This window comes from Paenibacillus yanchengensis, assembly GCF_042684845.1.
Lineage (GTDB): Bacteria > Bacillota > Bacilli > Paenibacillales > Paenibacillaceae > Pristimantibacillus > Pristimantibacillus yanchengensis.
Genome location: NZ_JBHUMH010000003.1, coordinates 52,992 through 66,289 on the forward strand (window position 1 = coordinate 52,992; position 13,298 = coordinate 66,289).

Sequence of the window (13,298 nt, forward strand, 5' to 3'; positions counted from 1 at the left end):
ACTATTAGTGATTGAGATCGAAAAGCCGAAAATCGAAACCGTAGAATTAAATGATGATGGAACTTATGGGCGCTTCGTAGTCGAGCCGTTGGAACGTGGATACGGTACGACACTAGGAAATTCGCTTCGTCGAATTTTACTTTCGTCGTTGCCTGGTGCAGCCGTTACTTCGGTACAAATTGATGGAGTTCTTCATGAGTTCTCTACTGTTCCTGGAGTAATCGAGGACGTAACAGAAATCATTCTAAACCTGAAGCGGCTATCTTTAAAAATTCACTCTGATGAGGAAAAAGTTTTGGAGATCGATGCTGATGGTGAAGGTAACATAACAGCGGGAGACATTCGAGCAGACAGCGATGTCGAGATTTTAAGCCCTGATCTTCACATTGCCACCTTGGCCTCCGGTGCACGACTCCATATGCGAATTTTTGCTAATCGGGGACGCGGATATGTACAGGCGGACCGGAACAAGAGTGATGATCAACCTATTGGCGTAATTCCAGTTGACTCGATCTATACGCCGATTACGCGTGTTAATTACAGCGTAGAAAATACGCGTGTAGGTCAAGTAACAAACTATGACAAGCTTGCGCTTGAAGTTTGGACTGACGGGAGTATTCGTCCAGAAGAAGCAGTTAGTCTTGGCGCAAAAATCTTAACTGAGCATTTGGATTTGTTTGTTGGATTGACGGATGAAGCCAAAGACGCAGAGATTATGGTTGAAAAAGAAGAGGACAAGAAAGAGAAAGTTCTGGAGATGACAATCGAAGAACTGGACCTTTCCGTACGTTCATATAACTGCTTGAAGCGTGCTGGCATTAACACGGTACAAGAACTAATCACCAAATCGGAAGAAGATATGATGAAAGTTCGTAACCTTGGACGTAAATCGCTCGAAGAAGTTCAAGAAAAATTGGATGAACTCGGACTAGGATTGCGTAAGGAAGACTAGTGGACAGCATAGCGGAGACAAACGAGCAAGGGAGGGGAAAAGACTATGTCATACCAAAAGTTAGGACGTGACTCTAGCGCGCGTAAAGCATTGTTTCGTGATTTAGTGACAGATTTGTTCTTGTATGAGCGAATCCAAACGACAGAAGCAAAAGCGAAAGAAGTTCGTTCCATCGCTGAAAAGTTGATTACAAAAGCTAAAAAAGGCGATCTACATGCTCGTCGTCAAGTAGCGGCATTTGTACGTCGTGAAAAATTAGTGAGTACTGACGGTGAAGTTAGTGACAAAGATGCTATTCAGAAACTATTTTCTGAACTAGCTGAACGTTACGCTGAGCGTCCAGGAGGATATACTCGTATACTAAAGCTAGGACCTCGTCGTGGGGATGCTGCGCCTATGGTGTACTTGGAGCTGGTTGATCGCACATAAGCGATCATTCCTGTTTATATGCCCAAAAAAGGTGTGCCATGCCGGCCGCCTTTTTTTGGTGTCTTTATCATTAAAGCGATTCAGGCAGCAAGTATGTAGAAACACGATATAGTGCGGATATAGATGTCAGATGAAGAGAAAGGATTGAACTATTCACAATGCGTAATATTGCAGTGAAGGTAAGCTACGATGGTAGTAAATTTAACGGATTTCAAACACAGCCTTACGGTAGAACAGTGCAGGATGAAATTGAAAAGGTTCTGAGAAAAATTACGAAAGAATCAACTGATATTCATGCTTCTGGTAGAACAGATGCTGGAGTGCATGCGACAGGTCAAGTATTTCATTTTTTTACTAACAGTTCTATCCCCGTTGAGCGGATTCCTATTGCACTAAACACCATTTTGCCAAAGGACATCGTTATATTAACAGCAGTCGAAGTCGATGAGCGATTTCATGCTCGTCATTCAGCGCTTCGAAAAACGTACCGTTATACGATAGATACCGGTAAGTTTCCAGCCGTTTTAGGTAGGCAGTATCGTTTGCATCATCCTCAATCGCTTAACTTTGTTGCGATGCAGGAAGGGCTAGCTTATATTGTAGGAGAACACGATTTTACATCGTATACGTCTACGAGATCGACTAAAGCTCATCATGTAAGAACGATATATGAAGCGAAGTTAGAGTCTGAAGGGCTATTTTGGCATTTAACAGTGACTGGCAATGGTTTTACGTACAATATGGTGAGAACGATTATGGGTACTTTGTTGTGGGTCGGACAAGGGAAAAAACAACCGATAGACATTAAACACATATTAGAAAGATGTGATCGATCTTTGGCTGGACCAACTGCGCTTGCACATGGTTTAGTGTTAGCAGAAGTTGCATATGATATACAAATATAAAATACGTTGTCAGCCTTCCCATAAGAGAAGAAGCTAACAACGTATTTTTAAGTAGCGTTATTTTTACTGTAAAGTAAAGTTACCAGAGCTTGTTTGGACGATTAACGAAGTTGTACCATTACCGAATAAGCCACGAATTTCATTACGATGATCATTTTTATGCCGGACGATAAACCCATCTTTGTGAACCTTACCTATACCAGAGCGACCAGCATAATCAACTGCTAAATGTTGCGAAGGACTTAACAACGATAACATAATATTTCCGCTTTTTGCTGACAGAGTAGAATGATGAATGATTTGATCAAGTAGCAGCTTAATATTTCCCGACTTGGCATCACCATCGATTCCCATACTTCCCCCGCTTATATGAACATTACCGCTAACTGCTGCAAATTGTAGGTTGTTGGTTTGAAGTCGAGCTGCTTTAATATTTCCACTCTTCGTATGTAAAGATGTGAGTGTATTATTGATATCGTCTAATTTTATATTACCACTAAGAACATCTACCGAGAGTTGCGAGCTATCCATATGAGTAGCTATTACGTTTCCGCTAATGGATTTGACTTGAATGTTGGTAGCTTGACAGTTGTTCATCGTTATATTACCAGAGGTTGCTTTGATCCGCACAGATGACCAATGCTTTTCTGGCAAATCGATAATAAGCTTTAAAAAAGAAAAACTAAAAAATGATCGTAGGTAGTTATTACTACCTGTTGAAATAGTAATCGTTTCTGTTGTATCATCGAATGATATATCTAGCTCATCAGAAGAAAGATGACTACTTTTTCCTATTAACTGTACAGTAGCTGTAGATGATAGACTTTTTCTTATTTCAATATTCGTGTTGATCGATTCAATAACAAGGGATTGAGCAGCATCGCTATTAAAATGTTTTTCCACTAAAACAGGATGAGTCAACGATGACTTTAAAAAGTAAGCTAACGTTATTAATCCAATCAAAATTGCTGATAGTAGCCACCAAATGTACGAGCGTGATGTTGCAACTAAGTTGGGAAAGTAAAAAAGTAATGAAATTCCTACTAGGATAAGTATGAGACCCCTCAAAGTTGATTTTTTCAAAATTACACAGCCCCTTCAACTATTCTAAAGAAAAATTACCCGATCGAGTTTTAACCTCTAGTTTCATTTCCCCTGAACCGAATTGTCCGATAAAGTTATGTCGATCATTGTTTTTAAGTCTATATTCAAAGCCAGTCTTGGATATGCTGCCCTTGCCAGAATTACCGATGAAATCAACAGTTAAATTAGTAGGTTTTTCTCGTAGCTTTACTTTGACATTACCACTATTAGCTTGTAAAAGTGAATCTTCAGTAATAGCATCTAACTCTAACTTCATATTACCAGATTTCGTTTCTCCAATGACTTGCATCGCCCCACCGTCAAAATTTGCGTTTCCACTTTGAGTATTAAACTGTAATTTTTCGGCATGGAGTTGCTTTACTTTTACATTTCCACTTGACGTTTGTAGATTTACTTTAAAACTATCCAATTGTTCTAATTTCACATTGCCACTTGCAGTCTGAATGTCTATATTAGCTGCGCTTAATTCTGATGCTGTAACATTACCAGATTTTGCTTGAATAACTAATTCATCTGCTAATTGTTCTGCTACATTAATATTACCACTTTTTGTTTGAATAGTAAGTGCAGACCATGTTTTTTCGGGAAGAGTTACAATTAATTTAACGTTAGAAAAACCGATCTGTAATATATTATTACTATTTGTACCCGCCGATAAAATTGCCTTTGCATCATTCTCTTGTAGATCCAAAAAATAATCTTTGTTCGCTAAGCCGCGCACAGTGCCAGTTAAGTGAGCTGTAGCTTCGGGCTGCTGTCCTTTTCTGACTACAACATTAACGCTGGAAGTATCAATGACTAATTGTTCTAGCAGGTCTGTTGGTAGTTGCTCTTGCAAATTTATTTCTTTAGATAGGGAGGACCAAAGTTTTTGAAAAGAGGTTGCACCGGAATCAGTCGTCAAAACTAATAACAAAGCGATGCCTATGACAACTAACAATAATCCCCCTAATGAAGATTTTTTCATAAGTAGTTGACTCCTTTAAAGTTATCTTGTTTATCATTAAAAAAAGGTTAATACATTAAACTCAACATCTTTATTGTAACAAACATAGAGGAGCTGCTAAACGGTCTGCTGGAGGAAATGAACTACGACTTTAGTCTAATAAGCGCATCTGACTAAGACATATATTGTGTACTAATTTTCAGGTAGTTATCTTACAAAATTACTTGCACTTGTGGTATTTATGTAGTAAAATATAAGTTGTGCTTTCTTAGTGGCTCTCCCACAGCCCCGACTAAGATTGACCAAAAACTTATATAACATTTAAACATAATCAACGATTTCGTTGCTATAAAGATTAAGGTTAGAGTATGAAGGAGGATCACCCATGGCTACCACTTATATGGCTAAACCATCTGACATTGAGCGCAAATGGTACGTTGTAGACGCTGCCGGTAAAACGCTTGGTCGTTTGGCTACTGAAGTTGCTAGTTTAATTCGCGGTAAACATAAACCGCAATTTACACCGCACTTGGATACAGGAGATTTTGTTGTAGTTGTCAATGCAGAAAAAATCGTGTTAACAGGTAACAAAATGCAAGACAAAATGTACTACCGTCACTCTGGTTACACAGGTGGTTTGAAAACTACACCAGCTCAAGATATGATCAGCAAAAAGCCTGAGCGTGTCATTGAACTTGCTGTACACGGTATGTTGCCGAAAAATCGTCTTGGAAACAAAATGAAACTTAAGCTTAAAGTATATGCAGGTGCGGAACATCCACATCAAGCACAAAACCCAGAAGTTTATGAACTTCGCGGTTAATAAAGAGGAGGACAAGGTTCATGGCTCAAGTGCAATACTATGGAACCGGCCGTCGTAAACACTCTGTAGCACGCGTACGTCTTGTGCCGGGTGAAGGGCGAATCATTATTAATAAACGTGGTCTGGACGAGTATTTTGGTCTAGAAACGTTGAAACTAATTGTAAAACAACCACTTAACCTGACAGAGACATTGTCAAAATACGATGTACTTGTACTAGCTAATGGTGGCGGTATGTCAGGACAAGCAGGAGCAATCCGTCACGGTATCGCTCGTGCTCTACTTAAAGTAGATCCAGAATTCCGCCCTTCATTGAAGCGTGCAGGATTTCTAACTCGTGATCAGCGTATGAAAGAGCGTAAAAAATACGGTCTTCGCGGTGCACGTCGTGCTCCACAGTTTTCGAAACGTTAATATTTTTGTTATATCAACGTTTACAGCCTCTTCCCGAGGGAATCGGGAAGGGGTTTTTTGATGTCAAAATTGAATCGAATAATCCTGAGCCAATAAACCAACTTGATCTTGAAATTTTTCCGTTACCCTGGGTTGTTAAAAAAGTGATTAATAAGACTACATATTGTATCCTTGATATATTAATATACATATTGCTGTATATTTTAAGATAAGAATCAACTGCAAAGGGTGGTTTTAATGGATAAGAATAAGGAAGATTCCGTTCGAGCATTAATGGAGGTAATGTTTAATATTCAAACTAAATCTAGTCGTTTTATGAGATTACTTACTCATGATCAAGATATCTCTGAGAATTTGGTACTTTTGCTACTAAAACTAAAATTATTCGAATTTTTAACAATTACCGAAATTTCGGATCAATTTCTCTTAACTCCAGGTGCTGCAACTAATATGTGTGATAAACTTGAGCAACTAAACTTAATTGAAAGAATAAGGTTAAAAGAAGACCGTAGAGTTGTAAGAGTCACTTTAACAAAAAAAGGTCAAAAAAAAGTTGATGAGATATTTTTTGGGTTTTCTGTTGAACAATTAGAAACTATAACCAGTACCTTATCAGAAATAAATCACTTATTTGAAAAAATAGAAGAGACTATTTGAAACAGATCATAAATAGATCTGTTTTTTTATTGACTAAAGGAGTAGTTTTCTGTATGTTTTAGTTACTAAGTATTTTAGTTATTAAAATACTTAGTAACTAAAACATATACTAAGTAAAGGAATGAATGATCTAAAATGCGGAGAAAAAAGTTTATTTTGGGAGGAATCATTGTAATGACATTATTAGTTGTAGGCTTAAGTATATTAAACAGTTCAAAAAGTAACTTTGAGTACAGTTCAAAGATAAAGAATGTTAATGGTATTAAACTTAATTCCGATTTCTCGAATATTAAGTTAGTCAGTAATTCATCAGATTTATATATTGATATTCAAGGTCAAAAGACCATATTAGGAGAACCGAACATTGATATTACTTATAGTAAGGACAAAGCCATTATTAATGTACTTACGATTAATAAATTTTGGAAGAAACTGCTGCCGAGCCTAAGAAACAAAAGTGAAATTGTCTTAAACGTACCGCCTGGTTTGTTAGCAGATATTCAACTAGAAACAAAAAACGGAAAAATCGATGTAGAGCAAGTTACTGGAGCTAGCCGACTTTCTCTTACTTCTGATGTAGGCACAATTAGAATGAATAACTTTCAAGGAGAACTTCTAAATATTAATGCTGGAAATGGTTCTATTCATTTAGGAGAAGTGGATGGACAAATCAATATAAGAAATAAAGTAGGCAGTTTAAAGAGTTTAGTGCTGAAAAGTATTAATGGCATAAACAATATTAACATTGCTAACGGTAATGTAAAAGTTCAACTACCAAATGTGACCCAAATTGATGATATTGGATTAAACATTTCGACTAAGAATGGTAAGATCTTATCAAAAGAACACAAATTGAATGTTATTAAAAAAGGACCAGGCAAAGAGGTACTTCATAATACTCTAAATAGTGAAGCGAAATTGAATATATCAGTTTTGGTAGGAAATATAGAAATTGATTAATAAGCAAATGAAGCGTGACCGAGATTATTCATCCTGTCACGCTTCATTTGCTTACATCTTGCTTGTCTTAAACTGATCTGTTAGAAATTTTATCGTTTGCTCCACTGCATATATAGCGTTTGGATCGCTCATGTTGGCATCAAAATTATGCTTACCATTATCAATAGTTAATAGTTCATTGCTAACACCAGCAGTATCGAGTTTTAGTTTCATAGCGACTGATTCCGCATAGGGGACATCTTCATCAGCATTGCCATGAATAAGAAACGTTGCTGGATAGTTAGAATCAGCCAGTTCAATCGGAGCAAATTTCTTCAGGGCAGCCGAATCTTCAGCGAGTTTCTTGCCTGCTACCCAATCTAGCCATGAGCCTGTCTGACGGCAGTATAAATATATTGCGTAGCGTGTATGAATTGGAGCTGCGGCGATTGGTGTTGGCTGCACCAGTTGTTCAGCAAGTGATTTAGTAACAGTAGGCATTGCTGTAAAGTGGGAACTAGCATTTCTATACCAATCTCCAGTTATTTGTCCATATCCATAAAAAGAAACGATTGCATCTGGTTTTATGTCAAATGTGCCTGACAGCAGAGCTAAGTAGCCACCTGCCGAATTACCGATAACCGCAACACGCTTCGAATCAAAACCAAATATGGAAGATGCGTCAGTTTTAATCCATTTTAATAAATAAGCAATATCATCTCGAATTTCCGGTAGCTTTGTTTCTGGAGCGAGACGATAATCGACGGAGAATACGTTAAATCCTGCTTCAGTATAGCGCTTGATTTGCTCCTTATGCATATCATCTTTTGAACCCCATACAAGCCCACCGCCGTGTATAAAAATGATTAAAGGTGCATGCTTCAGCGGCGAACGGTGGAGTGTGCCCTCAACTGAGCAATTGCCAACTTCACGATATATAAATGTTTCTGCCATATTGGAATTCCTCCTATTTTTAATATCCATTCCCTTTAATAATCGTCTATTTATCATATACTACCGCATGTCACAAAAATAGTATTTGCTCCGAATTTTTATGTTTTTGTAATGTGGGGCGTTCGGATTTTATTCGTCTGCAATGGCAGCTCATGTACAATGATTTTAAGGTAAAGAATCAGTATATTTGCTGATTTTAATAAAATATGGGAGTGATTTTTGTGCTTCATACGATTATAAAGAAGAATTCGTACCAAGACTCGATCAACCTGATGTTGCTCACGAATGCTGTCTCAACGATGGAAGGGCTTAACAAGGTACAGATCATGATGGCGACACCAGCCAATAAAGATATATTTAAAACAGCTGGTTTGCATACACCAGAATTGGAAGCTGCTGAGTCGAATGATATGGCAATTGTCGTTGATACAGATAGTGCAAGTTTAATTGATTCTGTTTTGGAGAAAGTCGATCAATACTTGCAGGATCAATCTATTAGCAACAAAAAACAAAGTTTTGAAACGGTACGTACTTGGAATAAGGCAATCGATGCTTTGCCAAATGCGAATATAGCTATGATTTCGGTGCCAGGTCAGTATGCGGCAGATGAAGCTGATAAGGCGTTAGATCGTGGTCTTCACGTATTTTTGTTTAGTGATAATGTATCGCTGGATGATGAAATGCGATTAAAGAAAAAAGCACATGATAAAGGGTTACTTGTAATGGGACCTGACTGTGGTACAGGGATAATGGATGGGATTCCGTTCGCTTTTGCAAATGTGGTGAACAAAGGACGTATTGGTATAGTCGGTGCTTCAGGAACGGGTATTCAAGAAGTATCAACCATTATTGATCGCTTGGGGGAAGGTGTCAGCCACGCTATCGGAACGGGTGGACGTGACTTACAAGATGCTATTGGTGCGATTACTATGATGGACGGTATACGTGCACTTGAGAACCATAGTCAGACAGAAATTATTACGATTATTTCGAAGCCTCCCGCAAAACATGTTCGGAACGAAGTAATGGATCTATTACAAAACTTGTCAAAACCAGTTGTAGCAGTATTCCTTGGTGAAAAACCAGAGCAATATGTTGGAAATGTATATCAAGCATACACATTGGCAGAGACAGCTTACATTGCAGTCGACTTAGCCAAAGGAAATAAAGTAAAACCAGATTATAATAGTGGCGATTTTAGCGTGAATAATGTGCAGTTAAAAGAAGGTCAGCGTACGTTGAAAGGTTTATATTCAGGTGGAACGCTTGCTTCGGAAGCTGCGATACTCATTTCAGATGCGCTTGGATTGGGAATAGATATTAAAAATGAAGAAGGCTATGTTTTAAAACACGAAGGTCATGAAGTAGTCGATCTCGGTGACGATAAATATACGCAAGGTAAACCGCATCCGATGATCGATCCTGAAACACGTTCGAAATTTATTGAAGCCGCAGGTGCCGATTCATCAACAGCAGTAATTTTACTTGATTTTGTACTTGGCTATGGTTCACACGATGATATGGCAAGTGCTTTATTACCATCCATTCAAAAAGCTGTTTCAACTGCTCAAGAAGATGGACGTTCTTTGCATATAGTAGCTACTGTATGTGGTACAAAAAATGATCCGCAAAGTTACGATGGGCATGTGAAAGCATTAAAAGCAGCTGGTATTATCGTCAAAGAAACAAATAATGAAGCAGTTCGGACAGCACTTAGCATAGTAGGACTTCAAGTAGAAGATTATAAAAAACAACATGTAGACAGCGTACAGTCTAATAAAACTTTTGAATTGTCTGTATCTGATGAAATCGCTTCACTTGTTGCAGAGCGTCCACGGATCATTAACGTAGGATTGAAAAGTTTTACTAACGCACTTGCAGACACTGGAACACCGTTTGTGCAGTACGATTGGCGCCCAATTGCTGGTGGCAATGCACGGATGGCTAAAATTTTGAGCTTGTTAAAATAAGGTGAAACATCTACAAATATAAAAATTGAGGTGGAACAATTATGAATTACAAGTCAATGGATGAAGCAAATCAAGCGGTAATCGACAAAATTACTGGATCAGCACCATTTCTAGTAGACGTTGCTCCGGCTAAGGAAAAAGTTAAAGAGCTTAATGAAGGGAAAGTGTTACTCCATGCTGGCCCTCCGATTAAGTGGGAAGATATGACTGGTCCAATGCAAGGTTCTTGTATAGGTGCATCGCTCTATGAAGGATGGGCGGCAACAGCTGAAGAAGCGGAACAGCAACTGGCTTCTGGAGAAGTAACATTCATTCCTTGCCATCACGTGAATGCGGTAGGTCCAATGGGTGGGATAACTTCTGCTAATATGCCGGTCTTTGTAGTAGAAAATCGGACCGATGGCAACGAAGCTTATTGTATTATGAACGAAGGGATTGGAAAAGTACTTCGTTTTGGTGCAAACTCACAGGAAGTTGTTGACCGATTGAAGTGGATGCAACAAGTATTAGGACCCACCATTTCCAAGGCACTTAAACTTACAGATGATGGTTTGAACTTGAATGTTATGATTGCAAGAGCAATTACAATGGGGGATGAGTTTCACCAACGTAATATTGCAGCGTCATTAATATTTCTAAAAGAAATTAGTCCTTACATTGTTCAACTTGAAATGGATAATAAAGATCGTAAAGATGTTATTCAGTTTTTGGCTGATACAGATCAGTTCTTTTTGAATATTGCGATGGCAACTAGCAAGGCGGTTATGGACGCAGCACGTCAAATAGAAGCTGGAACTGTCGTTACGGCGATGTGTAGAAACGGCAAAGATTTTGGTATTCGCATTAGTGGGATGGGTGATGAATGGTTTACAGCACCGGTTAATACGCCTCAAGGTCTATTCTTTACCGGATACTCTCAAGATGATGCCAATCCAGATATTGGTGATAGTGCGATTACTGAGACATTTGGTGTTGGAGGAATGGCGATGATCGCAGCTCCAGGAGTTACTCGATTCGTAGGAGCGGGTGGTTTTGAAGACGCCCTTGCAACAAGTAATGAAATGGCAGAAATTTGTATATCCCATAACAGCAATTTTACTATTCCAACATGGGACTTCCAAGGCACATGTCTAGGCATTGATGCCAGAAAAGTTGTAGAGACCGGTATAGAGCCAGTTATTAACACGGGTATTGCTCATAAAAAAGCAGGTGTCGGTCAAGTAGGAGCGGGTACGGTGCGTGCGCCTAAAGAGTGCTTTGAAAAAGCGTTGGAAGCTTATGCTATTAAACTTGGCTTGATTGAATGACTAAACTGACAGGAAATGAAAAGGTAATATTGGCAAAGGAATACGAACAACGTATTCCTCTGCTGCTTTCTGAGCACTCGGAAGGTTATGTGCATAGTGTTTTTCAAAATGGTGTAAATATTCAAATGGGTGGCCGATTATTTTTCATTGGAACGACGAAAAATGGTCAGCTTCCCTTTGGTATTCATCTTGATAATGATACATGGCAACAGTTGCATGGAACTATTAATCAGCAAACTCCAGTAAGATGGTTAGCGGGTGAAAAACTACTTCTATTTAAGTCGCTATCTATTGTCATTTCACTAACTACTGCGACTACATTTGTCTGGCAGTTGTCTTCTTATGCGGGTCAATTCGTTCATACTACCAACAACTTAACAATGCTTATATCTATATTGTTGGAAAATACTACGTGTACTGGTTTGGATTTAGACATTGAACAATTTTTAACAACTTATTTGCAAGAAGCCGAACAAGTTGGCATAATTAATACACAAGTCGACAAGCTAATTACTGTTCTCTCTGTATCGGATGGACAGAATATTGAAAGTAGCTTGCGGTTTTTCTTGGGTCGAGGTCAAGGACTTACTCCTTCTGGCGATGATCACCTTATAGGTTTATTGGCTGTACATGCAGTAGTTAATTTATTCTCTAAAGAAGCACTGGATATGTTGTGGACATTAGTCGTCAATGAACAGTTAACAACGGATGTAAGCCGAGAATATTTGATTTATGCACTAGAGGGAAAGTTCAGTTCTACAGTTGTGGAGGCAACTGTTGCACTGACACAACCAACGAATATAGATAAATTAAAACCATTGATCGAACGATTGCTTGATACGGGTCATAGTTCTGGAACGGATACAGTGTTCGGTATGCTATTAGGTTTGTTAATTAAGAGGAGGAAATTAAAGTGGCAGAAAAAATAGTAATCGCACTCGGAGGAAATGCAATTCTCCAACCAAAACAGGAAGCAACATATGAGAACCAATATGAAAATGTACGTATTAGTACAGAAATCATCTCGAAAATAGTGAAAAACGGTCACACTGTTATTGTGACACATGGCAATGGTCCACAAGTTGGCAACATACTGCGTCAAAACGAAGAAGCGAAAGATGTTGTCCCTCCATTTCCATTAGATGTATGTAGTGCTGAATCACAAGGTTTTATCGGTTATATGATGGAACAAACATTAAAAAATGAGTTGACTAAATTAGGATTGAATAGAGAAGTTGTCAGTTTGCTGACACAAACAGAAGTAGATCCGAACGATGTAGCATTTGAAGATCCTTCTAAGCCAATTGGTGTGTTCTATTCGGAAGAAGAAGCGAAGCTACTGGCAGAAGAAAAAGGTTGGATAGTAAAAGAAGACGCTGGACGAGGTTGGAGACGAGTAGTTGCTTCACCGGAGCCGAAATCTATTTTGAGCTCAGAAACAATTAAGAGACTAACTGATGATGAAGTTATTGTCATCGCTGCAGGCGGTGGCGGTATCCCGGTCATGCGTGAAAAAGACGGCAGACTAAAAGGTGTTGAAGCTGTTATTGACAAAGACCGCAGTGCTTTCCGTCTGGCAGAAGAATCAAAGGCCGATGTACTTATGATTTTAACAGATGTGAATAACGTATTTGTCAACTATGGCAAGCCAGATCAAAAAGCTCTTGGCTCTATTACACTTGAAGAAGCTAAGATATATGCGGATGAAGGTCAATTCTCTGCAGGCAGTATGGGTCCTAAAATGGAAGCAGCCATGAAATTTGCTGAGTTAGGTGGACGAGCTATCATTTGTTCTCTTGGTCAGGCAGATTTGGCTGTGGAAGGAAAAGCAGGTACGCAAATAACAAAGGTACAGTAAATAGTATTATTTAGTTTTGTATACGATAAAGTTATTAAGTA

Annotated in this window: 14 protein-coding genes; 11 read left to right on the forward strand and 3 right to left on the reverse strand. The window is 38.6% G+C overall.

Annotated features, from left to right (window positions below; all coding sequences use genetic code 11):
• Positions 1 to 7 precede the first annotated feature (7 nt).
• From ACFSTH_RS00565 to truA, 3 genes are all read left to right on the forward strand, one after another.
• The gene (locus ACFSTH_RS00565; protein WP_377770074.1) at positions 8 to 952 is read left to right on the forward strand and encodes a DNA-directed RNA polymerase subunit alpha; all 945 of its coding nucleotides are present in this window, start codon (positions 8 to 10) and stop codon (positions 950 to 952) included.
• A gap of 45 nt (positions 953 to 997) precedes the next feature.
• Positions 998 to 1,381, forward strand: coding sequence for a 50S ribosomal protein L17 (gene rplQ, locus ACFSTH_RS00570; protein ID WP_377770075.1), 384 nt, complete (start codon positions 998 to 1,000; stop codon positions 1,379 to 1,381).
• A gap of 158 nt (positions 1,382 to 1,539) precedes the next feature.
• The gene (gene truA / locus ACFSTH_RS00575) at positions 1,540 to 2,286 is read left to right on the forward strand and encodes a tRNA pseudouridine(38-40) synthase TruA (RefSeq protein WP_377770076.1); all 747 of its coding nucleotides are present in this window, start codon (positions 1,540 to 1,542) and stop codon (positions 2,284 to 2,286) included.
• A 63-nt stretch (positions 2,287 to 2,349) separates the two neighbouring features.
• On the opposite strand, the gene ACFSTH_RS00580 is transcribed toward truA, so the two are convergent.
• Both ACFSTH_RS00580 and ACFSTH_RS00585 read right to left on the reverse strand, forming a co-directional pair.
• A complete protein-coding gene (locus ACFSTH_RS00580; protein WP_377770077.1) occupies positions 2,350 to 3,369 on the reverse strand; it encodes a DUF4097 family beta strand repeat-containing protein in 1,020 nt (339 codons plus the stop codon).
• A 19-nt stretch (positions 3,370 to 3,388) separates the two neighbouring features.
• Positions 3,389 to 4,357, reverse strand: coding sequence for a DUF4097 family beta strand repeat-containing protein (locus tag ACFSTH_RS00585; RefSeq protein ID WP_377770078.1), 969 nt, complete (start codon positions 4,355 to 4,357; stop codon positions 3,389 to 3,391).
• 364 nt (positions 4,358 to 4,721) lie between these two features.
• Here ACFSTH_RS00585 and rplM point away from each other — a divergent pair, with 364 nt between their 5' ends.
• The 4 genes from rplM to ACFSTH_RS00605 all read left to right on the forward strand — a co-directional run bounded on the left by rplM (position 4,722) and on the right by ACFSTH_RS00605 (position 7,189).
• A complete protein-coding gene (rplM, locus tag ACFSTH_RS00590) occupies positions 4,722 to 5,159 on the forward strand; it encodes a 50S ribosomal protein L13 (protein ID WP_377770079.1) in 438 nt (145 codons plus the stop codon).
• Between the two features lie 20 nt (positions 5,160 to 5,179).
• On the forward strand, positions 5,180 to 5,572 hold the full coding sequence (gene rpsI, locus ACFSTH_RS00595) for a 30S ribosomal protein S9 (protein ID WP_377770080.1): 393 nt from the start codon (positions 5,180 to 5,182) through the stop codon (positions 5,570 to 5,572).
• Positions 5,573 to 5,809: 237 nt separating this feature from the next.
• Complete coding sequence (locus ACFSTH_RS00600) at positions 5,810 to 6,229, forward strand: MarR family winged helix-turn-helix transcriptional regulator (RefSeq protein WP_377770081.1); 420 nt, start codon at positions 5,810 to 5,812, stop codon at positions 6,227 to 6,229.
• A 174-nt stretch (positions 6,230 to 6,403) separates the two neighbouring features.
• The gene (locus ACFSTH_RS00605; protein ID WP_377770082.1) at positions 6,404 to 7,189 is read left to right on the forward strand and encodes a DUF4097 family beta strand repeat-containing protein; all 786 of its coding nucleotides are present in this window, start codon (positions 6,404 to 6,406) and stop codon (positions 7,187 to 7,189) included.
• Positions 7,190 to 7,240: 51 nt separating this feature from the next.
• On the opposite strand, the gene ACFSTH_RS00610 is transcribed toward ACFSTH_RS00605, so the two are convergent.
• Entirely contained in the window at positions 7,241 to 8,122 is an 882-nt protein-coding gene (locus tag ACFSTH_RS00610; protein WP_377770083.1) for an alpha/beta hydrolase, read from the reverse strand.
• A 221-nt stretch (positions 8,123 to 8,343) separates the two neighbouring features.
• Here ACFSTH_RS00610 and fdrA point away from each other — a divergent pair, with 221 nt between their 5' ends.
• From fdrA to arcC, 4 genes are read left to right on the forward strand one after another with little or no spacing between them, the layout of a single operon-like run.
• Positions 8,344 to 10,092, forward strand: coding sequence for an acyl-CoA synthetase FdrA (fdrA, locus tag ACFSTH_RS00615; protein WP_377770084.1), 1,749 nt, complete (start codon positions 8,344 to 8,346; stop codon positions 10,090 to 10,092).
• Positions 10,093 to 10,133: 41 nt separating this feature from the next.
• Positions 10,134 to 11,399, forward strand: coding sequence for a YlbE family protein (locus ACFSTH_RS00620; protein ID WP_377770085.1), 1,266 nt, complete (start codon positions 10,134 to 10,136; stop codon positions 11,397 to 11,399).
• On the forward strand, positions 11,396 to 12,328 hold the full coding sequence (locus tag ACFSTH_RS00625) for a DUF2877 domain-containing protein (protein ID WP_377770086.1): 933 nt from the start codon (positions 11,396 to 11,398) through the stop codon (positions 12,326 to 12,328). Before ACFSTH_RS00620 ends, ACFSTH_RS00625 begins: the two co-directional genes overlap by 4 nt.
• The gene (gene arcC / locus ACFSTH_RS00630) at positions 12,313 to 13,257 is read left to right on the forward strand and encodes a carbamate kinase (protein ID WP_377770087.1); all 945 of its coding nucleotides are present in this window, start codon (positions 12,313 to 12,315) and stop codon (positions 13,255 to 13,257) included. Before ACFSTH_RS00625 ends, arcC begins: the two co-directional genes overlap by 16 nt.
• Positions 13,258 to 13,298 lie beyond the last annotated feature (41 nt).

What these genes read in the sequence shown, in the direction of transcription:
- rplQ (WP_377770075.1), top strand. Translation starts at nt 998, where the DNA reads ATGTCATACCAAAAGTTAGGACGTGACTCTAGCGCGCGTAAAGCATTG.
- truA (WP_377770076.1), top strand. Translation starts at nt 1,540, where the DNA reads ATGCGTAATATTGCAGTGAAGGTAAGCTACGATGGTAGTAAATTTAAC.
- ACFSTH_RS00585 (WP_377770078.1), bottom strand. Translation starts at nt 4,357, where the DNA reads ATGAAAAAATCTTCATTAGGGGGATTATTGTTAGTTGTCATAGGCATC.
- rplM (WP_377770079.1), top strand. Translation starts at nt 4,722, where the DNA reads ATGGCTACCACTTATATGGCTAAACCATCTGACATTGAGCGCAAATGG.
- rpsI (WP_377770080.1), top strand. Translation starts at nt 5,180, where the DNA reads ATGGCTCAAGTGCAATACTATGGAACCGGCCGTCGTAAACACTCTGTA.
- ACFSTH_RS00600 (WP_377770081.1), top strand. Translation starts at nt 5,810, where the DNA reads ATGGATAAGAATAAGGAAGATTCCGTTCGAGCATTAATGGAGGTAATG.
- ACFSTH_RS00605 (WP_377770082.1), top strand. Translation starts at nt 6,404, where the DNA reads ATGACATTATTAGTTGTAGGCTTAAGTATATTAAACAGTTCAAAAAGT.
- ACFSTH_RS00610 (WP_377770083.1), bottom strand. Translation starts at nt 8,122, where the DNA reads ATGGCAGAAACATTTATATATCGTGAAGTTGGCAATTGCTCAGTTGAG.
- ACFSTH_RS00620 (WP_377770085.1), top strand. Translation starts at nt 10,134, where the DNA reads ATGAATTACAAGTCAATGGATGAAGCAAATCAAGCGGTAATCGACAAA.
- ACFSTH_RS00625 (WP_377770086.1), top strand. Translation starts at nt 11,396, where the DNA reads ATGACTAAACTGACAGGAAATGAAAAGGTAATATTGGCAAAGGAATAC.